This window comes from Oscillibacter sp. (assembly GCF_040505565.1).
Lineage (GTDB): Bacteria > Bacillota > Clostridia > Oscillospirales > Oscillospiraceae > Oscillibacter.
Map to the genome: position 1 here is coordinate 115,675 of NZ_JBEUWZ010000011.1, position 22,208 is coordinate 137,882.

At 57.1% G+C, this 22,208-nt stretch carries 19 protein-coding genes; 8 read left to right on the forward strand and 11 right to left on the reverse strand.

Annotated features, from left to right (window positions below; genetic code table 11):
* Positions 1-421 precede the first annotated feature (421 nt).
* Positions 422-1,963, forward strand: a complete 1,542-nt coding sequence (gene nhaC, locus ABWQ15_RS05595; RefSeq protein ID WP_353907771.1) for a Na+/H+ antiporter NhaC — start codon at positions 422-424, stop codon at positions 1,961-1,963.
* Between the two features lie 61 nt (positions 1,964-2,024).
* Positions 2,025-2,510 carry a PH domain-containing protein gene (locus tag ABWQ15_RS05600; RefSeq protein WP_353907831.1) on the forward strand — a complete coding sequence of 162 codons (486 nt, stop codon included), beginning with the start codon at positions 2,025-2,027 and terminating at the stop codon, positions 2,508-2,510.
* Positions 2,511-2,802: 292 nt separating this feature from the next.
* Here the strand turns inward: ABWQ15_RS05600 and hutH are convergent, their stop codons facing one another.
* Entirely contained in the window at positions 2,803-4,371 is a 1,569-nt protein-coding gene (gene hutH / locus ABWQ15_RS05605; protein ID WP_353907772.1) for a histidine ammonia-lyase, read from the reverse strand.
* Between the two features lie 542 nt (positions 4,372-4,913).
* On the opposite strand from hutH, the gene ABWQ15_RS05610 reads away from it, so the two are divergent.
* The 4 genes from ABWQ15_RS05610 to ABWQ15_RS05625 all read left to right on the forward strand — a co-directional run bounded on the left by ABWQ15_RS05610 (position 4,914) and on the right by ABWQ15_RS05625 (position 9,657).
* Positions 4,914-5,231 (forward strand): YerC/YecD family TrpR-related protein, encoded by a 318-nt coding sequence (locus tag ABWQ15_RS05610; RefSeq protein ID WP_353907773.1) that lies wholly within the window; start codon positions 4,914-4,916, stop codon positions 5,229-5,231.
* Between the two features lie 379 nt (positions 5,232-5,610).
* On the forward strand, positions 5,611-6,051 hold the full coding sequence (locus ABWQ15_RS05615) for a MarR family winged helix-turn-helix transcriptional regulator (protein ID WP_353907774.1): 441 nt from the start codon (positions 5,611-5,613) through the stop codon (positions 6,049-6,051).
* Entirely contained in the window at positions 6,045-7,781 is a 1,737-nt protein-coding gene (locus tag ABWQ15_RS05620; protein ID WP_353907775.1) for an ABC transporter ATP-binding protein, read from the forward strand. Before ABWQ15_RS05615 ends, ABWQ15_RS05620 begins: the two co-directional genes overlap by 7 nt.
* Positions 7,782-7,794: 13 nt before the next feature.
* Complete coding sequence (locus ABWQ15_RS05625) at positions 7,795-9,657, forward strand: ABC transporter ATP-binding protein (protein ID WP_353907832.1); 1,863 nt, start codon at positions 7,795-7,797, stop codon at positions 9,655-9,657.
* Between the two features lie 71 nt (positions 9,658-9,728).
* On the opposite strand, the gene nudC is transcribed toward ABWQ15_RS05625, so the two are convergent.
* The 7 genes from nudC to ABWQ15_RS05660 all read right to left on the reverse strand — a co-directional run bounded on the left by nudC (position 9,729) and on the right by ABWQ15_RS05660 (position 16,094).
* Positions 9,729-10,571: an NAD(+) diphosphatase gene (gene nudC, locus ABWQ15_RS05630; protein WP_353907776.1), complete on the reverse strand. Its 843-nt coding sequence runs from the start codon at positions 10,569-10,571 to the stop codon at positions 9,729-9,731.
* 173 nt (positions 10,572-10,744) lie between these two features.
* On the reverse strand, positions 10,745-12,259 hold the full coding sequence (locus ABWQ15_RS05635) for a glycine betaine ABC transporter substrate-binding protein (RefSeq protein ID WP_353907777.1): 1,515 nt from the start codon (positions 12,257-12,259) through the stop codon (positions 10,745-10,747).
* The gene (locus ABWQ15_RS05640; protein WP_353907778.1) at positions 12,256-12,897 is read right to left on the reverse strand and encodes an ABC transporter permease; all 642 of its coding nucleotides are present in this window, start codon (positions 12,895-12,897) and stop codon (positions 12,256-12,258) included. The genes ABWQ15_RS05635 and ABWQ15_RS05640 overlap by 4 nt, the downstream gene beginning before the upstream one ends.
* Positions 12,894-14,012, reverse strand: a complete 1,119-nt coding sequence (locus ABWQ15_RS05645; protein ID WP_353907779.1) for an ABC transporter ATP-binding protein — start codon at positions 14,010-14,012, stop codon at positions 12,894-12,896. Before ABWQ15_RS05645 ends, ABWQ15_RS05640 begins: the two co-directional genes overlap by 4 nt.
* Positions 14,013-14,059: 47 nt before the next feature.
* Positions 14,060-14,686, reverse strand: a complete 627-nt coding sequence (locus ABWQ15_RS05650; RefSeq protein ID WP_353907780.1) for a GntR family transcriptional regulator — start codon at positions 14,684-14,686, stop codon at positions 14,060-14,062.
* A 261-nt stretch (positions 14,687-14,947) separates the two neighbouring features.
* Positions 14,948-15,430, reverse strand: coding sequence for a DUF4330 domain-containing protein (locus ABWQ15_RS05655; RefSeq protein ID WP_353907781.1), 483 nt, complete (start codon positions 15,428-15,430; stop codon positions 14,948-14,950).
* Between the two features lie 79 nt (positions 15,431-15,509).
* The gene (locus ABWQ15_RS05660; RefSeq protein ID WP_353907782.1) at positions 15,510-16,094 is read right to left on the reverse strand and encodes a GNAT family N-acetyltransferase; all 585 of its coding nucleotides are present in this window, start codon (positions 16,092-16,094) and stop codon (positions 15,510-15,512) included.
* Between the two features lie 121 nt (positions 16,095-16,215).
* Between ABWQ15_RS05660 and csaB the strand changes: the two genes are divergently transcribed.
* Both csaB and ABWQ15_RS05670 read left to right on the forward strand, forming a co-directional pair.
* Positions 16,216-18,450 carry a polysaccharide pyruvyl transferase CsaB gene (gene csaB, locus ABWQ15_RS05665; RefSeq protein WP_353907783.1) on the forward strand — a complete coding sequence of 745 codons (2,235 nt, stop codon included), beginning with the start codon at positions 16,216-16,218 and terminating at the stop codon, positions 18,448-18,450.
* Positions 18,451-18,530: 80 nt separating this feature from the next.
* Positions 18,531-18,710, forward strand: coding sequence for a DUF6774 domain-containing protein (locus tag ABWQ15_RS05670; protein WP_353907784.1), 180 nt, complete (start codon positions 18,531-18,533; stop codon positions 18,708-18,710).
* A 9-nt stretch (positions 18,711-18,719) separates the two neighbouring features.
* Here ABWQ15_RS05670 and ABWQ15_RS05675 read toward each other — a convergent pair whose 3' ends face one another.
* The 3 genes from ABWQ15_RS05675 to ABWQ15_RS05685 form a co-directional block, all read right to left on the reverse strand.
* A complete protein-coding gene (locus ABWQ15_RS05675) occupies positions 18,720-19,427 on the reverse strand; it encodes a DUF421 domain-containing protein (protein ID WP_353907785.1) in 708 nt (235 codons plus the stop codon).
* Positions 19,428-19,516: 89 nt separating this feature from the next.
* Positions 19,517-21,076 carry a ClC family H(+)/Cl(-) exchange transporter gene (locus ABWQ15_RS05680; protein WP_353907786.1) on the reverse strand — a complete coding sequence of 520 codons (1,560 nt, stop codon included), beginning with the start codon at positions 21,074-21,076 and terminating at the stop codon, positions 19,517-19,519.
* Positions 21,077-21,303: 227 nt separating this feature from the next.
* Complete coding sequence (locus tag ABWQ15_RS05685) at positions 21,304-22,191, reverse strand: hypothetical protein (protein WP_353907833.1); 888 nt, start codon at positions 22,189-22,191, stop codon at positions 21,304-21,306.
* Positions 22,192-22,208: the final 17 nt, after the last annotated feature.

Consider the following 22,208-nt stretch of genomic DNA (forward strand, 5'->3'; position numbering starts at 1 on the left):
CGGGAGCGTTAGAAATTCTCACTCTCTCTTGTCCTGCGAATCTCACAAAAATAGACGTTTTATAGACGCTCCATCATGTAAAATGTATCTAATCACGGAGAGGGAATGGAGAAAGTTCTCAGCGAGGAAATCGTTTGTCCGTGAAGTCCCGTCGGGGAAGGTCTGAAACGGCAGCATGAGAAAGCGCTGTTTTGCCCAAACAGCGTTTGTCCGCTTCTGGTATTCTCCGGCGCTCAACGTCCGCTCTAAGGCGCGGGCGGTATTTCCTGTGTCTGTATTGTTGCAGCGAATCTGTCCGGAAAGGAGGGCATTTACGGAGAATGTGAAAGGCGGCAAGCCGGATGAAAATCGGCAGCCCGCTGTACAAGGTTTCCCGTAAAAACTGCAAAAATCAACTATCATAAGGAAAGAGGGATTTCAAATGCCTGAAACCAAGCAGAAAAAGGTACGTACTGTCCGACTTCCCAACATTTTTGAGGCGCTGCTGCCCATCGTCGTCATGATGGGCCTGATGATTTACGGCTTTATGGGCCCCGATCGTTATCGTGATGCCCACATGCCATTGATGGTAGCCATCGTGGTGGCCTGCATCGTGGGCTTTGCCTGCGGACACAGCTTTTCCGATATGCTGGCCGGTATGCTGGACCAGCTGAACGCCACGATGGAAGCCATTTTGATTCTTTGCACCGTGGGTATTCTCGTGGCCTCCTTTATCATGTCCGGAACCATTCCGGCTCTGATTTATTACGGTCTGGATCTGCTGACCCCGAAGCTGTTCCTGCCGGTTGGCTGCATTATGTGCGCCGTCGTGGGTCTGGCCTGCGGCTCCTCCTGGACCGCCACTGCCACCATCGGTATTGCGTTCCTCGGCATCGGCGCGGGCCTTGGCATCAACCCCGCCATCACCGCCGGTATGATCATCTCCGGCGCGTATGTGGGCGACAAGTTCTCTCCTCTGAGCGATACCACCAACCTGGCTGCCGCAGTTGCGAAAACAGGACTTTTTGACCATGTGGCCGCCATGGTCTCCACCACGGCTCCTACATTTGTCATCGCTTTGATTCTCTATACCATTCTGGGTCTTAATATTGACAGCGCCGGCTATGATAGCACCGTAGCCACGGATCTGCAGGCCGCTATTTATAATGGGTTCAATATCAATCCCTTCCTGCTGGTTCCCATTCTCGTCATTATCATAGCTTGCGTCATGAAGCTCCCCGGTCTCGTGGGTATTGCCATTTCAGTTGGCTGCGGCGTTCTGTTTGCAGCCATTTTCCAGGGCATGACCGACATCAGCACCATCTTTGATACCCTGCATTACGGCACGGGCTTTGAGTCCGGCAACGAGCTGGCGGACAACCTGCTCAGCCGCGGCGGCATGGATCATCAGATGTGGACTATCAATCTGATTCTGCTGGCGGTTGCATACGGCGGCGCTCTGGCCCGCTGCGGCTGCGTGGAAGCGCTGTTTGGCAAGCTGAAGAACCACCTGCACTCTGTGGGCAGTCTGATTCTGGCAACTCTGCTGACCTCCCTGTTCTGCGACGCCACTATGTGCGACCAGTTCCTGGGAATCGGCGTTCCCGCTCCGCTGTACGAGGATAAATACGATGAGATGGGTCTTGGCCGCAATATGCTCTCCCGTACGCTGGAGGATTGCGGCACGCTGTGGGCCGTTATGTTCCCGTGGACCGGCTGCGGCGCTTATCAGTACGGCGTGCTGGGCGTCCACCCCTTCGTCTATTTCCCGTACGCCTTCCTGAACCTGCTGAACCCCATCTACGCCGCCGTCACAGCTGCCTTGGGCCGCAACATTTTCTGGGCTGACGGCTCTTACACTAACCTTTTCGGCAAGACCCGGGCAGGAAAGCCCGCCGGCGCTCCCGAGGAAGCGCACGAGCGCGCTGTGAAGAATCTGGAGGATCGCCGCGCCGCTGGCAAGGCGCCTTCCATTCAGGCCTGAGCCATCCGTGTAAGGATACCGTTCTCTCCTGACTCTCCGTAAAGAAAGGAACCGCTGCGTGATGATCGAACATCTCCCATGGGAATCCGTCGAGGGGCCCAAATATTATGCAAAAGAATTGAAGCCTTTGAAAAAGTGGGTAAAAGTCGGTAGCTGGTTTATGGCCGGTCTGCTGGTTGTGGGCGGACTTGTGACGCAGTATCATGTGGCGGCTGTCTTTGGCCTTCTGTACCTGCTGGCGCTGATGATGGTGAAAACCACTGCAGTAACCAGCCGCGGCGTGGAAATTTACTACCAGATGAAAATCACCACCCACTACGATTTTCTGAGCTGGGACGAGATTCGCGCGGTTACCCGGGAGGATCGAGGCTACCCCGATTTAGTGGCGCTCTACTTTGCCAACGACATCAAAAGTAAACGACTGTTTTTTACCAAGAGCGACGCGAAAAAGATTATGGAGCTGGCAGCGAAGCGGAACTCCGGCATCAAAGTCAGCGATATCAGTGAAAAAACAAATCCAGCCGCAAAGCGGAAGAAAAAAGCCTGAAAGCGCGGCCCCCGGAGAACTCTCCGGGGGCCGCGTTCTCTCTTCGCGAGGCGAAAGAATCGTCCTCCCCGTACGCTGTGAGGCAGCTATCAATCTCCGCCGTCTCTGTTGGCGGTGCAGGGCGCGGGGATAGCAGAGAGAGCATCGCCGCAAATTCTGCCCTGGGAACGCGCTGCGGCGGAAAATTCAACGCGGCGTAGGCTCCTCCCAACATTCACACTCACGACTTTGGGCTGTTAAAAGCCGCCGCGCCGGTTTCCCGGCACGGCGGCTTTTCCGCTTGATGTACGGCTTATTCAAAGTCGGGGATGTGCTCCTTGACGATATCCAGCAGCTCGCCGCTGCGGACCATCTTTTCCACCTCCGCGATGTCCGGCCAAATCTCGCGGTCGATCTCGTAGAAGTCAACTTTCTCGCGCACATGCTTGTAAAGAGCCTCGTGTACAGGAGCGATACCCTGACCGTGGGTATTCAGGTTGCGGCGGATATCGACGGCCTGGCAGGCGGTCAGCAGTTCGTCCGCCAGCACGGACAGAGTGTTCTGCACAATCCAACCCGCCTTGCGGCCTGCGGTGGTACCCATGGAGACGATATCCTCCTGATTTGCAGAGGAGGGGATGGAATCCACGGATGCAGGATGAGCCAGGACCTTGTTCTCGGACACCATGGAAGCTGCGGCGTACTGCACAATCATGAAGCCGGAATTCACGCCGGGCTTCGTGGTCAAAAACGGGGTGAGGCCGTTGGACAGCGCCGCATTCACCATGCGCTCGGTACGGCGCTCGGAGGCATTGGCGATCTCGCTGCACGCGATGCCCAGCGTGTCAAAGGGAATCGCCATGGGCTCGCCGTGGAAGTTTCCGCCGGAAATGACCGCCTCATCATCCAAAAACAGCAGCGGGTTGTCGGTGACGGCATTCAGCTCGATCTCAACCTTGCTCCGCACATACTCCAGCGCATCGCGGACAGCGCCGTGGAGCTGGGGAATGCAGCGCAGAGCGTAAGCATCCTGCACACGGTCCTTCTGGCAGTTGTCCAGAATCTCGGAATCGGCCAGAAGCTTGCGCATATTGGCGGCCACCAGCATCTGGCCCTTTTGACCGCGGACGGCGTGAACGCGGGGATCAAACGCGTTGCGAAGGCCGGTGAGCGCCTCGAAGTCCAGAGAGCTGATGGTGTCGGCCAACTGAGCGGCGCAAATGGTGTCATACAGTGCCAAGGAGCCCACGGAGGTCATGGCGCAGGTACCGTTGGTCATGCCGAGACCTTCCTTGCACACCAGTGTGTCCAGCGTTTTAATGCCGGCCTTGTCCATGGCCTCGGCGCCGGACAGCTTCTCGCCCTTGTAGGTAGCAAGACCCTTACCCAGCATGGGCAGAGTCATGTGCGCCAAAGGCGCCAGATCACCGGAGGAACCCAGAGAGCCCTTCTGAGGAACCACGGGGGTAACGCCTGCGTTCAGCATTGCCAGCATCATTTCCACCAGAATGGGCCGGATGCCGGATACGCCTCCACTCAGGGCATTGGCGCGCAGCAGCAGCATACCGCGGACCACTTCTTCGGCATAGGGATCGCCAGTGCCGGTGCAGTGGCTGAGGATCAGGTTGGTGGAGAGCTGATTGCTCATCTCCTCGGGGACGGCAACCTTTTGAAAATCGCCAAAGCCCGTGGTGATTCCGTAAGCAACGCGGTTCTCGGCGACAATTTTCTCTGCCAGCGCGCGGGACTTCCGCATGGCCTCCAGCGCGGAATCGGCCAGCTCTACCGTCGCGCCGTAACGGGCGACAGCCACAAAGGACTCCAGTGTCAGACTGTGTCCATCGACAATCACATGTTTTATCTCGGAAGGCTTCATAATCATTTACTCGTACCTCGTTTCAATTTTTGCCCTGAACGGTCAGTCTCTCAGCGGCGCCCGTCCGTTTGCGCGGACAGCGTTCGGAAAGGGGCATACCCCAGCGGCAGCTCCAAGTTTTATGAGAAATGTGTCTGGAACGCGGAAGCCAAAGCGCGCTTCCGGCGCGGCCCGCGCCGGAAGCGCCTTCACCCTGCCCAGGGGTGAGCCCTCACGATCCTGTCTGTATTGTGCGCTTGTCGGTTGATTTTTTGCTTATAGTTATAGTAACACCGTTTTTGTGTAAAATCAACATAATATTTAAAATTTAATATTACTTTTTGTGCATTATCACGGTGTTCTGATAAAGCACTAACACGATATCACGGCAGCGAAAAAAATATAGTACAACCTTCTTGGAACTGCCTGCCATAAAAAGCAAAGTAGATTGACAGCAATTGAAAAGTCTGCTATCCTGTTGACTGTAAGATACCTCATTATTGTATGAAAGCAAGCTGCCGTCGGGATCAGCATCCGATGACACCTGAGTTTGAAAGTGGGGCTACAAGATGTATGAAAGCAGAATGAAATCTGAGATGGTAGATCATCTGTATCAGGCAGTCCTCTCCCTGAAGGACCAGGAGGACTGCTACCGCTTTTTTGACGACCTGTGCACTGTCGGAGAGATCCAGGTCATGGCTCAGCGATGGATGGTGGCCCGGATGCTCCAAGAGGGAGAGACCTTCAACGCCATCAACGAAAAGACCGGTGTCTCCTCCGCCACAATCACTCGCGTCCGCAAATGTCTTGTTTACGGCGCAGATGGCTATGCCCGGATCATTTCCCGCCTTACGGAGGGAGAGCAGCCGAAGAAGGGAAACAAATAAATTCTTTTTGTTAAAATAGCAGGGAGAGGCATCCAATGTGCCTCTCCCTGCTATTATCCCTCTTCTCCGGAATGGCAAAGCGGACGGCCTGCCAGCCGTCCGCTTTGCCTGTATGGTATAGAGAAAGGAGAGGGAAAACTTGGAGAAATGTATCAAGTGTTCTGCTTGATGGTTTTATGATAGCGGCCCTCCAGTAAAAAGTCAACAGATTGGGGTGACCTTTCACAATTTGTTTACAAACGCATTGATTTTCCAGAATTTGTTCACAATTCGTTCAAATAAAATGGTAAATTGCTCATTGACAACTTACCTGCCAGGTGTTATTATTTAGCACGCTAATGTTTAGCGAACGAAGAATTTTTTGGAAGGAGCTGTCGCTATGGATGATACCAGATCCCTTGGACAGTCCATTGCCTGCGCCGCGCATCTGTTTCGGGAGCGAGCGGACGCGCGAATGACCAAATACGATGTAACGCCTGTTCAGGCCCATGTCATTTTGTATTTGTCCCACTGGGGCGGCCAAACGACCCAGCAGGCGCTGGGCGGACACCTGCGGGTAAAGCCCTCCACCGTCAACGGCATCGTGGACCGCATGGAGGAGCGGGGGCTTGTGGCACGCAGCGCGGACGAGTCGGACGCCCGCCGCCGCCGCATTGCGTTGACACAGACCGGGCAGGCGCAGCTGGATCTGTTCCGCCGGGAGATGCGGGAGACGGAACGTCTGTTCGAATCCGAATTTACGCCGGAGGAACTGACCCAGTTTCATTCACTGCTGAATCGCGTGATTCAGAACTTAGAGGAGGACCGGAAAAAATGCTGAAAAAACTCTCCCCGTATACCAGAGGATATCGAAAATGGATTGCACTGGGCGTTATCTGCTCCGCCATGGACGCCATTTTTCAGCTGCTGATCCCGCTGGTGATGGCGGACATCGTGGATATCGGCATTGCAAACGCCGACACAAATTTCATCGTACGCAAGGGCGTACTAATGGTGGCAATGGCACTGATTGCGCTGGCGTTCGGTCTGGGCAGCGCAGCGTCTTCCTCCCGTGCCGGCATGGGCTTCGGCGCAAACCTCCGGGCGGCGGAGTACGCACGCGTGCAGAGCTTCTCCTTTTCCAACATTGAAAAGTTCTCCACCGCATCGCTGGTGACCCGGCTGACCAGCGACGTCAACTCCATGCAGATGACCCTGATGATGGGCATGCGGCTGCTGGTCCGCGCACCGGTGATGCTGGTGGCGGCTCTGGTTCTGGCCATTGGGCTGAGCAGACAGCTCTCCCGGGTATTTCTGGTGGCCATCCCGCTGCTGCTGGTGTTCATCTGCATCCTGATGGTGAAGGTGGGCCCCCTGTTCCGAATTCTTCAGGAAAAGACCGACTCCCTGAATCTGGTGGTTCAGGAGAACCTGACCGGCATCCGAGTGGTGAAATCCTTTGTTCGGGAAAACCATGAAAAGGAGAAATTTGCAAAGCGAAACAACGATTTGCGTTCCACCTCCGAAAAGGCCTTCGGCGCGGTCGTGGTGAATATGCCCGTCATGATGCTGATCGTGTTCGGCACCATCATCGCCGTCATGTGGTTCGGTGGAAAAATGGTCTATGCCGGGACTTTGGAGGTGGGCAACCTCACCGCCTTCTTCTCCTATATTACGGAGATTCTGATATCCCTCATGATGGTGTCCATGATCTTTATGATGATGTCCCGGTCTATCGCCTGCGCCAAACGCATCTGCGAGGTGCTGGATGAGGCGCCCGCCATCACCAACGACCGCGCCCTGCCCGGTGCGAGGGTGGAAACCGGCTCCATCGACTTCGATCATGTAAGTTTCAAGTATAACGCGAACGGGACCGAGTGGGTTCTGGAGGATGTAAACCTCCATATCCCCGCGGGCTCCACCGTGGGCATTCTGGGCGGAACCGGCAGCGGCAAATCCACGCTGGTATCCTTGATTCCCAGGCTGTATGAGGCTCAGGAGGGCACCGTCTCCGTGGGCGGCCGCCCCGTGTCGGATTACACCATGGAGCACCTGCGGGATGCGGTTTCCGTGGTGCTGCAAAAAAACACCCTGTTCTCCGGTACGATCCGGGAGAACCTGCTCTGGGGCAATCCCGGCGCCACGGAGGAACAGCTTCAATCCGCCTGCCGCGCCGCTTGCGCGGATGAATTTCTGTCCCGTATGCCAGACGGCCTGGACACTGATCTGGGTCAGGGCGGCGTCAATGTCTCCGGCGGGCAGAAGCAGCGGCTGTGCATCGCCCGGGCTATTTTGAAGCAGCCACAAATTTTGATTCTGGACGACTCCACCAGCGCCGTTGACACCGCCACCGACGCTAAAATCCGGCAGGCGTTCCGCGCGGACCTGAAGGGCGCCACCAAGCTGATTATTGCCCAACGTGTCTCCTCGATTGCCGATGCGGATCTGATTCTGGTGATCGACCGGGGACATGTGGCGGCGCAGGGAACCCATGAGGAATTGATGAAAACCTGTGAAATCTATCGGGACGTCTATCAGTCCCAGCAGGAAGGAGTGAGCATCGGTGGCTGAACGCGAAAATAACATGCCCATGCCCCGGCATGGTCCTAACCGCGGCGGTTATCAAAAACCCAAGAATCTCCGCGGCACGGTCGGCAAGCTGATGAATTATCTGGGCCGCTATAAGCTCCAGCTGATTCTGGTGGCGATCTGCATTCTTATCAGCTCGGCGTGCAGCGTGGGCGGGTCTTATCTGCTGCGCCCCCTCATCAACGACTATATCCTTCCCGGTGACTTTCCGGGCCTTGCCAAAATGCTGGCGGTCATGGCGGGAGTCTATATTCTGGGCTCCCTCATGAGCTTTGCCTATGCCCGAACCATGGTCCATATCTCCCAGAATACCGTGGCCGCCCTGCGCCGGGACCTGTTTGCAAAATTGCAGAGTCTGCCCCTGAAGTACTTCGACGCCCACACCCACGGCGAACTGATGAGCCGCTTTACCAACGATCTCGATAACGTCAGCGAGGCTATCAACAACTCCTTCGCCTCCCTGATCTCCTGCTCCGCCACAATTGTGGGCACGATTGCCATGATGCTCTATATCAGTCCCTTGCTGTCCCTCATCACCTTCGCGGTGCTGGCGGTCATGTTTGCGGCGGTGAAGGGCATCGGCGGCCGCAGCCGCAGCAGCTTCGCAGCCCAGCAAAAAGCCATTGGCGCGGTGAACGGCTATATTGAAGAGATGACCGAGGGGCAAAAGGTCATCAAGGTCTTCAACCATGAGCCCGCCGCCATTGACGGTTTCCGAGAGCGGAACGAAGTCTACCGGCAGGCGGCTACCAGCGCTCAGACCTTTGCCGGGGCCATGATGCCCGTCATGGGTAACCTCAGCTATATCAACTACGCTTTCACCTGCATGGTGGGCGCTATCCTCGCCATCCGCAGCGGCGATCTGGGCGGCCTCGCCACCTTTTTGCAGTACACCCGTCAGGTATCTCAGCCCGTAAACCAAATTGCCCAGCAGGTGAATACCATTTTGGCCGCCGTGGCCGGCGCGGAGCGCATCTTTGAGGTCATGGAGACCGAACCGGAGACCAATTTGGGCAAGGTCACTCTGGTCCGCGTGAAGTTCCTCCCCGGCGATAAGCTGGAGGAGACCGACCTGGATACCGGCGCGTGGGCATGGAAACAGACTGACGGTACGCTGATTCCCGTGAAGGGCGACGTGCGGTTCGATCACGTGGTCTTCAGCTACGATGGGAAGAAGACGGTTCTGAACGGTATTTCTCTTTTCGCCAAGCCCGGTCAGAAAATTGCCCTCGTCGGCTCCACCGGCGCAGGCAAGACCACCATCACGAACCTCATCAACCGGTTCTATGACATCGACAGCGGCGTCATCACCTATGACGGCATCAACGTTCAGGACATCGAAAAGGACTCCCTCCGCCGATCTCTCGGCGTTGTTCTGCAGGACACCCACCTGTTCAGTGGAACCGTTGCGGACAACATCCGATACGGCAAGCTAGACGCAACGGACGAGGAGGTGGAGGCGGCGGCAAAGCTTGCCAACGCGGATAATTTCATCCGGCACCTGCCTCTGGGGTATCAAACGGTTCTCTCCGGCGACGGCGGCAGTCTCAGTCAGGGAGAGCGTCAGCTTTTGAACATCGCCCGCGCGGCCCTCTCCAATCCTCCGGTGCTGATTCTGGACGAAGCCACCAGCTCCATTGATACCCGGACGGAAAAGCTCATTGAGCGGGGCATGGACCAGCTGATGGCAGACCGCACGGTCTTCGTCATCGCCCATCGGCTTTCCACCGTCCGCAACTCCCACGCGATTCTCGTTCTGGAACAGGGCGAGGTCATCGAACGGGGTGACCACGAGGAGCTGCTCAACCAGAGAGGACGCTATTATCAGCTCTATACCGGTCAGGCGGAGCTGGCCTGATAACTTAAAAAACGCAGGAACGGCTCTTCCCTCTGGGGAGAGCCGTTCCTGCGCCTATTTAAAAAGCCGTGTCAGCGGGGGTCCCTGCCCAGCCGGAAAAGCTCCGTCATGGTGTGAGTCAGGTCCACGGGGTCATGTACCTCCGGTATCTCCTCCCGGCGCAGCCAGACCGCCTCCTTTAATTCACGGGTATCCAGCGTGACGGTCCCGTCTCCGTCCAAATCCGTCCAGAAACCCACCATCTGATTACCCACAAAGCCCCATGGCTGGTCTGCGTGATACCGGACGTTTTTCACATGGAGGCCCACCTCCTCCAGGACTTCCCGGCGGACGGTCTGCTCCATCGTCTCTCCGATCTCCGTAAACCCGGCGATCAGCGCGTACCGCGCCGTGGTCATTGGCCGGTCGGCGTAACGGATCAGCAGCAGGCGGTCCCCGTCCCTCACCGCCGCCACGACGGCGGGGTTGATCCGGGGATAGACCAGCGCACCGCAGGAGGTGCAGCGCATGGCCCGCTCCTTGTCTTCTCGAACAGTGGGCGCGCCGCAGCAGCCGCAGAAACGATTGGTCCGATACCAGTTCATAAGATGCAGCGCCGTCGGCGCCGCCAGGCGCATAAAACGCGGCTCCATCGTCCGAAACGCCGTCGTCGGTGCGGGCTGCAGCGCAGCCTTCACGGTCTTTGACGGCCGCTCCAGCAGGAAAAAGCCGATCTCATCCACGGCGAAGAGGTAGATCAGCTCACCGTCCGCCGCACCCAACGCCCGGACCGCCGCCACCGTGGGAAATCCGCCCTCCTGGGCCAGCAGCGCGGAGCCGCCGTCGAACACGGCCACTAAATCGGTATCCCGCGGGGACGGAGGTGGATTTTTAAATTCATTGTGCAAGATGTGCGGCACAATCTCCTGAAGCATGGAAACGCCCTCCTGTCATGTGTTTTGGCCGGTCCCGGCAATTCTCCTTTTACTTGGGGCGGCGCCGCACGATTCCCGGTGCGCGGCTGCGCACTCTTCAGATAGAATACCACACTCGCAGGAATAAAACTATGCAAGCCGCACGATTATTCATTTTTCCCGCCGCGAAAATCTTACAGATTCAGACTCTGTAAAAATTCCCGTGCCACATCGTCGGCGCTGCGGCCGAGCACATCCACCTGATAGGTCATTTCCGTCATATCCTCGTTGGAAATCTTTCCCGTCAGCAGATTCAAAACGTCCTCCAAATTGGGGGCCGCGTCCGCGAATTTTTTAAACGTATCCTCCCGGACCAAAAACGCTCCGTTGTACTCCGGGAAAAAGTTCAGATCGTCTTTCAAAATTTTCAATTTCGCTTTGCGATTCAGGCCGTCGGTGGCAAAGACCTCGGTGACGTTAAAGCTTCCGTTTTCAACGGCGGTATACTTGAGCCCCGCGTCCACCGGGACGGCCTCTTTAAATTTCAGGCCGTAGAAATCCGTGAAAGGTCCGTATTTCATACTACCCTCCAGCGTAAAGAACTCCTGCTCCGCGCCGAAGGTCAGCTGATCCGCCACCGGGACCAGGTCGCTGACGGTCTCAAGGTTATATTGGTCCGCGATCTCCTGTGGGACCGCAATGGCATAGGTATTGTTGAAGCCCAGCTTATTGAGAAGCCGCATATCGTGCTGCTCCAGCGACAAAGCGTTTGTGAAGTCGTACAGCGACTCCCCTTCCGGCACGTCGTTTGGGTCCTTCTTCAAAAAGGTGGTCAGCAGCGTTCCGTCGTAGGAGATCATCATGTCGCAGCTGTGACTGTCGCCCTTCAGGGCGTTAAAATTATTCACCTGAGACATCTGATCCTTGATTGTGACGGTCAAATCCGTTTTGCTCTCCACCAACTGCTGGATGATGCGATCCATGATCTGGGTCTCGGAGTAATCCCCGTCATAGAGAATCAGCTCCTTGGCGTCGGTGGTATCCCTCAGGCCAAAGGGGATAGAGATGGCAACAGCCGCCATGAGGCAGGCCAGAATGATGCCGGACCGACGGCTGACGCCGTGCATCTTTTTTAAATGTCCTTCAAACCAGCCCATGGCAAGGTCCAGCAGCACGGCAATGACCATCAGCGCCCCGGTGGCGGAGAGGATCATGCCCATGTTGGAAATCCGAATGCCCCGGTTGATAACGCTGCCTAAGCCCCCGCCGCCCACGAACGCCGCGAATACGGCGGAGCCGATGGCGTTCACCACCGCGATGCGGACCCCGGTGAACACCATGGGGAACGCCAGGGGAAATTCCACATGGAGCAGACGGTAAATCTGCCCCATGCCCATGCCCCGGGCCGCTTCCTTGACACCGGGGTCCACCTCCTGAAGCCCCAGGCAGGTGTTGCGGACGATTGGGAGCAGCGAGTACAGCGTGATGCCGATGATGACAGTCAGCTTACCCGGTCCCGCCACCACCATGATGATGCCCAGCAACGCCAGGGACGGGATTGTCTGCAATAGATCCGCCACCCATAAAATCGCCGTCCGGGCCCTGGGGTAAAGATAGGCCAGTACGCCCAGCGGCAGGCCAGCCACAATGGACAGCAGCGCCGAGGCCAGCACAATGAACAAATGTTGGAGAATCAGGTCCCAAGTCATCTGCCCACCTCCTTTTTCATCGCACGGGGTGTGACCTTCCTTTGCAGCAGATCGATCAGCGCCCCGATGACAATGGCAAGGACCGCCGCCGGAACGGCGCCGGCGATGATCAGCGTGTTATTGTTGGAGCTGACACCCTGATACACAAAGTTCCCAAGACCGCCCAGCCCGATCATGGCCGCCAGCACCGTCCAGCTGACGGTATAAATGGCCGCCATTCGCAATCCCGCGATGATGGTGGGCATGGCCAGTGGCAGCTCCACCCGCCACAGCGTTTGAAGCGGGGACATGCCGCAGCCCTTCGCTGCCTCCACGTATTTCGGCTCCACGCCTAAGATTCCGGTGTATGTATTTTTGAGCACAGGGAACATGGCGTAGATGGACAGGGCGATGATGACCGTGGCCGGTCGCATCCCGATCCAGATGAACAGCACACCGATGAACACCAGACCCGGAATAGTTTGGAAAATGGATATAACCGGGATCAGAACCGCGGACCACCGGGGCACCCGGCTCAAAAGGACACCCAGCGCCAGTCCCAGAACAAACCCGATCGCCACGCTGGCCAGTACGTAGAGCATGTGGACGCCGATGGCCTCCGCCAGCATGGACCCGTAAGTTGCAAAGAAAGCCCTCATCGCTCATCCCCCCACAACGTCGTGGCCACAGACTTGGCGACGCTGGTCTTGGTGACGATTCCGGCGATGGTGTCGTCTGCGTTGAGCACCACCACATAGTCGTCCCCGGATTCCAGCAGATAGTCCACGCTCTCCTTGGCCTCGTCCCCAATCCGCGCGACATGGGGCGTCTGGACAATCAGGGTCTCAATATTGGGCAGGCCCTTGCCCCAGAGCTTGATTCCTCGGATAGTGACCACGCCCAGATAATGCTCCGCCTCGTCCGTCACCAGAAGGGTATCCACACTGTTGCGGGCCATCATCTCCGCGCACTCCAAAACGCCCCGGTCCTTTCGAACGCGGTAGGCATTGGGGCGCATGAACGTCTCGATTCTGGCGGCGGCTCCGCTGCCGGGGACATGCTTTCCAAGGAAGCTGCGCACCAGATCGCTGGCGGGATTTTCCAGCATCTTCTCCGGGGACGCCATCTGCTCGATGCCGCCGCCGCTCATGAAGAGAATGGTATCCGCCATCTTCAGTGCCTCGCCCATGTCGTGCGTCACAAAAACGATGGTCTTGTGGAGCTTCATCTGGAGCTTCTTCACCTCGTCCTGTAAAACCTCCCGGGTCATGGGGTCCAGCGCGCCAAAGGGTTCGTCCATCAGCACCACGGGTGGCGACGCCGCCAGCGCCCGCAGCACGCCGATGCGCTGCTGCTGTCCGCCGGAGAGCTCGTTGGGGTACTTGCCCGCATACCGGTCATAGGGCATCTCCACCATCTCAAGGAGTTCGTGGACGATCTGGTCGCAGCGCTCCCTGTCATATTTCAGCAGTCGGGGCACCACGCTGATATTCTGAGCCACCGTCATGTTGGGAAACAGTCCGATCTGCTGAATCACATAGCCGATGTGGCGGCGCAGTTCCACCCGGTCCATGGAAGCGGCGTCCTTTCCATCAATCAGCACCTTGCCGCCGTCCGGCTCCAGCAGCCGGTTGATCATTTTCATCGTGGTGGTCTTTCCGCAGCCGGAAGGTCCAATCAGCACCACAAACTGCCCATCCGGTATAGTAAAGCTCAAGTCCTCAAGAATCGTCGTCTTTCCATATCGCTTACAAACATGTTCAAACTGGATCATTCGTCAGCCAGCTCCTTTCACCGCGGCGGGCTGCGCCCGCCTGTTTCCTACTCCTCTATGGGACCTGCCAGTAGCTTTCGCGCCGCCTCTGCGGCGGCGGGCGGGCCCACCAAAATGATCATGTCCCCATCATACAGCTCCGCGTATGGCCCGGGAGACAGAATCACCCTCTGCTTGCGGCGGATAGCCACGATGGTGCCGCCGGTGGACTGCCAGAACTTCAGCTCTCCGATGCTCTTTCCGATTAGGGGGGAACCGGACGGCACCGACACTTCATAATTAGGCAGAGGCTCTGTTGCGGAGGAATACATCTCCTGGCTCTGGATCAGAGCAGCGGATACTTCCACCAGCCTCCGGTTCAAACCCTCGTACTCCCCCAATATCTCCTTCATCTGTTGGCGGAGAGACCGGGTCTCCGCCCCCTCGCTGAATCCCTCGACGTAGCGCTTTGCGTTGTCCCGAGACAGGACCACCGCACCGCTTTGGGGCTTCACATCGATGACCTTCATGTCCGCCAGCAGCCGCAGCGCCCGGCGGATGGTCTCCGGCGATACGCCGTATTCCGATGCCATCACCGACCGGCCATACAGCCGGTCACCCTCCCGCAAGTCTCCGCCGGACACCCGCGAGGCCACGTCCACCGCAATCTGCAAATACTGTGCAGGTACGGTCATTTGCCGCACATCTTTCACCTCTGATTTCTAATTTTGGTCAAAACAGCTCTGTTTTTCCGCTTGGAAAAGCCTCTCCTTCCTCTTTTGGCTCATACAATGCAATTTGCTCGTATTGATTATTATACACTGACAACTTCAAAAAGTAAATAGAAGCGTCAGTTAAAAAATATGAACTTTTTTCGCTGCCGCGCAAAGAAGCGCACCGGAGCTTTCCTCCGGTGCGCTTTTTTGCTGAATAAATCGTTTTTGTGGAATAAGCGTTTACTCGCCCCACTGCACGTCCACGATGGTGACATTGCTGAATTCGATGTACTCACTTTTCAGAACGTAATCCGTCTTCCCCACGCGGACTTCCTGATCGCCCACCTTGGTGGTCTGAACGGCGGCGTCTGGCACGTCGATGCTGGCGGTAAAATACAGATTCACATGATAGGGGTCCTCCACCCAGTCACCGTTTTCATCCACAACGTAGTATGGCTCCTGTTTTACAGACTCAATCTGCCCGCTCAGAATTGCACCGGAAGCCATCAGGGGCGAGGGCAGGTGCTTCGTGCAGTTATCATAGAGAGACTTGTCCACCCCCTCCGCCTTGGCAACATAAGTAACATGGATCATCTTCGCCTCGCCGGACCCTCCGCCGCGGTTCATCAGTTTGAACCCCACGAAAGCGACCACCGCCAGAATTAGGATTACCGCGATCACGTCAATCACGTTGAATTTCTTTTTGGACTGCTGTTCCATCATTTAACCTCCAAGTAATAGGGTTTTTTCAACTTTGCGGAGTCTTGGGGACTGATTCGCACCCCCAGACTCCCGGTGGTTCTCATAGGAAGAGATCTCCCGCAATCGCGCCGAACGGCTTTACCGCCGGCTGCTGCGCGATGTGCGCGCCGATATGCTTTTCCATCCACACCATGTCGTACCAGCGGTCAAACTTATAGCCGCACTGGGAAAACCGTCCCGCCGTGTGATACCCCATGCGCTGGTGAAAATTCGCGCTGTCTCTTGTCAGAAACGGGTCCTCCTCCGCCGGATAGGCGATGCAGGCGTTGAGATTCAGGATGTTTTGCAACGCCAGAGCATTTTCCAGCACTTCATAGAGCTTTCTTCCAATGCCCCGCCGCTTCCTGTCGCCGCCCACATAGACCGTCGTCTCCACCGCCCAGTCATAGGCCGCCCGCGTCTTGAAGGGGCCCGCGTAAGCGTATCCCACAGGCACACCGTCCGCCTCGGCCACCAGATAGGGATACCTCTCCAGAGTCCGCTCAATCCGTCCCACGAATTCCCGGATCGAGGGGACCTCATATTCAAAGGTGATCGCCGTCTTCTCCACATAGGGCGCGTATATGCGCAGCAGCGCCTCCGCATCCCGCGGCGACGCAACCCTCACAGTACAGTCTTTTTCCATCAAACCGCCTCCGGTCTGTCCGTTGGTCCTTGCTTTCAGACTTTTGCTATTGTATAATATTTTTTGAGTTTGTACAAGAGGGATTTCGCGCAAAAGCGCGTTTTTCAAAAGAGGGCACACTATGAAAGTTATCCATCTCATCAGCGGAGGCGACTCCGGCGGAGCCAAGACTCACGTCCTGAGCCTCCTCCAGCATCTGAACGAAACCATTACCGCCCAGCTGGTCTGCTTCCGGGACGGTCCCTTCGCCGAAGAGGCCCGCCAGCTGGGCATTCCCACGGAGATTATGTCCGGGAACCACATTTTCCGCATCCGCAAACAGCTGACGCAGTATATCCGGGACGGCGGCTATGAGGTCATCCACTGTCACGGAGCCCGGGCCAACATGATCGGCTCCATGCTCCGCAAGACCACCGGCCTTCCGGTCTGCTCCACAGTCCACAGCGACTACAAGCTGGATTACATGGGCCGCCCCTTCAGCCGCCTCACCTTTGGCAGTATCAACGCCCACGCTCTGCGGGCGCTGGACTACCGCATCGGCGTGTCCGATGCCATGGTGGACCTTTTGATCGACCGGGGCTTCCCGCCCGACCGGTTCTTCACCATTTATAACGGTATTGATTTTACTCCCGCCCCGCCTCAGGGCGAACGGCTCCCCTATCTGCGGGATCTGGGTCTGGAGGTGGACGAGAACAGCGTGGTGGTGGGCATTGCCGCCCGGCTGAACCCGGTGAAGGACATTTCCACTCTGGTCCGTGGCTTTGCGAAGGCCTATGCCAAGTGCGGCCGCCTCCGCCTTCTGATCGCCGGGGATGGTGAGGAGCGGCAGAAGCTGGAATCACTTGCAGACGAGCTGGGCGTTGGCGGCAAGGTCTGCTTTGCCGGATGGATCTCCGGGGGTATGGACCGGTTTTACAGCGCTCTGGACGTGAACGCCCTGACCTCCGTGTCCGAGACATTTCCCTATGCCCTGACGGAGGGCGCGCGGTTTCATTTGGCCACCGTGGCCACCGCCGTGGGCGGCATCCCCGCCCTCATCGACACGGACGTGAACGGCTATCTGTTCGCCCCCGGCGACGACACGGCGCTGGGAAACGCTCTGGTCTCTCTGGCGCAGAACGACGAACGGCGCCGCGCCATGGGAGAACGGCTCTATGAAAAGGCGTCCGCTCAGTTTTCCATCCAGCACACGGTGGACACCCAGCTGCATATTTATAAAGAGATCGTCCGCCGCCACAACCGTCCCAAAGCGGATCGGGACGGCGTGGTGATCTGCGGTGCCTACGGCCGGGGCAACGCGGGAGACGACGCGATCCTGGAAGCCATTTTGCAGGAGATGCGAGGCATCGATCCGGATATGCCGGTGCTGGTTCTCAGTAAAAGCCCCAAAGAGACCCGCCTCACCTACCGGGTCCGGGCAGTCCACCGATTCAACTATCCCGCATGGCGAAATGCCATGTGCCGCGGCAAACTCTACATCAACGGCGGCGGCAGTCTCATTCAGGATGTGACCTCCCGCCGGTCCCTCTGGTTCTACCTGCACAATATATCCACTGCGAAGCATTTAGGCTGCAAGGTTCAAATGTACGGCTGCGGCATTGGCCCCGTCTCCCGCCCCAGTCACCGGAAAATGGCCGCCCGGGTTCTCAACGCCTCCGTGGACGTCATCACCCTCCGGGAGCCGGACTCTCAGGCAGAACTGAAGTCCATGGGCGTAACCAAACCCGAAATTCTCCTGACCGCCGACCCGGCCCTGACGCTGGACTGCGCTCCTCTGGAGAAAACGGACAGCGTGCTTTTACAGGCGGGTATTCCCACGGACGGGCGGTATCTCTGCTTTGCGCTGCGCAAGTGGAAGGGATTTGAGGAAAAGGCCCCGGTCTTTGCCGCGGCGGCGGAATACGCCTATAACCGTCACGGCCTGACGCCGGTGTTTTTGGCGGTGGAGAACCGCCAGGACCCTTTGGCGGCAGCCATCGCCGCTCAGGGTGTCTCCGTCCCCCACTACTTTCTCAATGACGCGGGCAAGGCCGGCACCATCATCGGCGCCCTCTCCCGGATGCAAGTGGTGGTCTCCATGCGGCTTCATGCGCTGATTTTCGCCGCCGGGCAGGGAATTCCTCTGATCGGCGTGGTTTACGACCCTAAAGTCTCCGCCTTTCTGCGCTACATCGGACAGGATCTGTTCGTGAGTCTGGCGGACGTCACCGCAAAGCAGCTGTGCGCCATGATCGACCTGGCTGTGGAGCGCACGGAGCGCCCCGAGGAGCAGGAGGCCGCCGTGGCACGGCTTCAGGAGATGGAGCGCAGAAACGTCGAAACCGCAAAGCGCCTGATGGGGAATTCAGGCGGCTGAGAAACACGCGGTAAATGCGAGCCGCCTTATTTTCGGTGCTTGAAGCTGCATTTCCCTCATACCCTAAATAGGGTGATTTTATGGATAACTTCTGCTGCGACCCTCTGGCTCTGACCATGGCAATCAACTCTCTGTCTGTGGCGCTGGCCAAAAATCTCAGCGATGATGAGTTGGATCTTCTGATTGCGGTGATTTCTCAACTGGGAGGTACGCTGACCACCATCGCGGTGCAGAGGCATATCTGTAATAATGAGCCCTGACGCGCCGCGTCAGGAGGGCGTCTTTCCGGTCTCCATCGGAAACACGATCAATTTTGTCTCCCCATCCCACAGGGCCAGAAACGCCTTGCTTTCGTCCCGATAGCCCTGTTTCATCAGCTCCCTGCGAACCCAAGTTTCCTCCTTACCCGCCTCGGTTAAGTTCTTTGGCAGGAGCTTTCCATCTATGACGAAGGGTATCTGCACATGGCTCTGTTTCGGCTTCAGATCCATATCCGAGGGCGTCGCGGGACGATAGGGCTCCTTCGGCAGGAAGCTGACGGAGCCGTTATGTTCCATCAGCGCGGTCTGAACCTGACTGAGGTCAAAGTACCCCGCTGCCCGGCACTGTGTCAGAAATTCGTTCAGGTCCAGCCGGGCCTTGCGCAGATTTTGTCGGTAGATCTGCCCCGCGTCCAGCAGTACCAAGGGCTTACCGTTAATGAAGTTGCGCGCCCGGACAGACTTGGTGGCCAGTTCTGAAATGCCGAAAGCCACCAGACCATAAATGATCAGGGCCGTCAGCGGCTGTAGCGGTTCTTCCAACTCCGTGGCCAGCTCTGCGGCGATGGAGCCGATGGTAATACCGATGATATAATCGAACAGCGTCAACTGAGATACCTGCTTACAGCCCATCAGCTTGGTCAGGGCAAATAACGCCACCAGAGATAACATTGAAGTCAGTACCGTGGGACCGATGTCGGCCATGGCCTCTTTCATGAAAAAACACTCCTTCCGTATAAGCGTACGGAAGGAGTGTTGCCATAAAAGTGGAATTTATTCCCGCTGCCCCGCGCAAGGCGGACACATCAGAATTTTTCGTGACATAGATCTGTGATGGACCTGCGGATCTCTTCTTCCTGCCCCTGGGGATAGAAAACCACAATATAATCCCCTGGCATCAGCGTAGTTTCACCGTGGGGGATGATGTCCTTGTTGCCCCGACGCAGGCTAACGATCAGCGTGCCCGCAGGCCAGTTAATCTCGTCGACTCGCCGACCCGCCGCGCAGCTTCCCAGCTCCACGGGAATCTCCATCAAATTTTTCTTCTCTTGGGACGTGGCGATATCCTTCTCTTGTTTAATGGAGCGATCCAGCAGCACCTCGTAAATCGGGTCGATCTTCATAAAGTCGGAAATCAGCAACGCGGAGAATGCGCAGGTTGCCACCGGAAGCATATGTACCAGAGAGCCGGACATCTCAACCGTGAGCAAAATGGCGGTAATGGGAGCCTTCACCGACGCAGCCATAGCCGCCGCCATGGCGCACACCGCAAAATCCGGGATGTACTGAGCGGGGAATAGACCCAGGTTTACCGAGACGATACCGAAGATGCTGCCCGTCAGAGTGCCCACCGCCAGAATAGGCATAAAAATACCGCCAGGGACGCCGCTGCCGAAACTGGTGCAGGTGAACAGGAATTTAACCGCCAGCAAAAGCAGAAGCAGCAAAATACCACCCGTGGCGTTTTCCGCAAATTCAATCAAATCCCGGCCACTGCCCAGGGTCAAGGGCAGATACATGCCGCAGGGGATGGCCAGCAGCAGTGCCACGGTAGGCGCCCACCGAGCGGACATTTTCCCGTAAAGAGGTCCGGCGGCAAGCAGCGCCCGGTTGAGCAGGGATCCCACAAACCCAGTCAGCATACCCAGTGGAATCATCCAGAAGTACATGTGGATGGGCAGCTGGGGGATCTTTGTGAATTGCAGTTCCGGCGTCAGGCCTAAAAAGTACTTCGATACGAAGTCCGCCACCAAGGACGCAGCCGTGGCCGTAAGCATAATTGCGGGAGAGAAGTTGCGGTGAACCTCCTCCAGCGCGAAAATCACGCCGGACAAGGGCGCGTTGAACGCAGCGGCCAGGCCGGCGGCGGCGCCGCCGGTGATGAGGTAGTTCTCCTCCACCTTGCTTTTACCCAGCAGCCGTGACACCGCTTGGGCGCCCGCGGCGCCGATCTGAATGGAGGGACCTTCCCGTCCCAGAGAGAGTCCGAAGATGCTGCACAGTCCGCCGGTCACGAAGCGCACAGCCAGAATCGTGTACCACTTCATTTTCATACCAAACAGCACCACACCCTCCACCCGAGGGATGCCGCTTCCGGCGGCCGCCGGTTCCAGCTTCACAAGCCAAGCCACCAAAAGCCCTACAATTACCGCGCCCAGCGCCCAGGGAATCAACAACACGGGGTGGTCCTTGAAGTAGCCGTAGCAAGCCACGGCCGTGGCGGTTCCGCGTTGGATAACCAATCGGTACAAAACCGCCAGCAGCCCCGCCACCGCGCCGGTGAGAATCGCCTTGAACGCAATGCTCCATTTTAGTCGATTGAAGTCGGATAGAAACCGGTAAATTTTTGCTCTCTGTTCACTCATTTAAAAAACCTCTGTACTTGAATTAATAATTCAAAAAGACTGCATACATTTGCAGTATAGCACACGTTAAGATATCTTAACAAGTCTCCCGGAAAAATTTATAAGAAATAAACAAGAGTAATCAAAAAGCTTTTGAGAAACTCGTTGTTTCATTTCAGAATAAAAGCGGCAGACAGCGTTTCGCTGTCTACCGCCTGTGAAACACGGTCCGCCGCGTGGGAGAAGGGTTATTTCGCAGTAGGCGTAATGACCTCCGGGATTTCATCCGGTCCGCGGAACGTTTCACCGGCGTCCAATCCGTCCAGCCGGGTCTCCAGCGTCTCCGGATTCCTCATGTTGCGGCTGAACGCCGCGAAAAAGCGGGAGTATTCGATGCCAGTGGCAATCCGTTCATCCATCACCACGCCAAGCGGCATAACTCTCCCCTTTTCGCCGGGGAGGGCATCCGGCTTGCGCACCGGCTTGCCCATGCAGATGAAGACGCCGGTGGTGCCAAACTCATAGCAGTGGTGGTAGATGCAGCTGGTGTTGATGGACGCCAGATTTGTAACGAACAGGCTGGTGTGGAACGGACTCAGGTCAATAATCTTTCTTGGCAGCAGCCCGTGGAGGTCCAGATGATAAATCAGCCAAAAAATAAACCGCGGCAGAGCCGGAACGGCAAAGGCCAGATTGGCGAATTTGTCCGTGCTGTTGCTGTGCGCGGACTCGCTGTTTCGGTCAATCAGTTCCTGAACACGGGAGCTGATGGTGAACACCGTATCCTCCGGCTTCAGAAAGACCTTTAGCGTCGTCTCGTCCGGCGTTCCGTCAGCCCGCTTTTTCAGCAGCACAAAAGAAAAGCAAAAATGGTTCCGTCTGTAAATTCTCCGGTTCATGATAAAATAATTGATCTTAGGATTTTCCAGCGCGGCCTTGTAATACGCCGCCACCAACACGCTCATGTGGGTCACGCGGCATCCCTCCCGCCGCTTCCGGCGGATATATGCCTTCACAATATCCTCGTCAATCATGTCGCTGGCCCAGTTCTGGGCGTCGTACCGGCGCGGCATGATGTAGGGCAGAGCCTGCATGATGGACGTCAGGTCCCTGACGCGAGTGCCGTCCGCTCTCATATCGCTCACACGTTCCT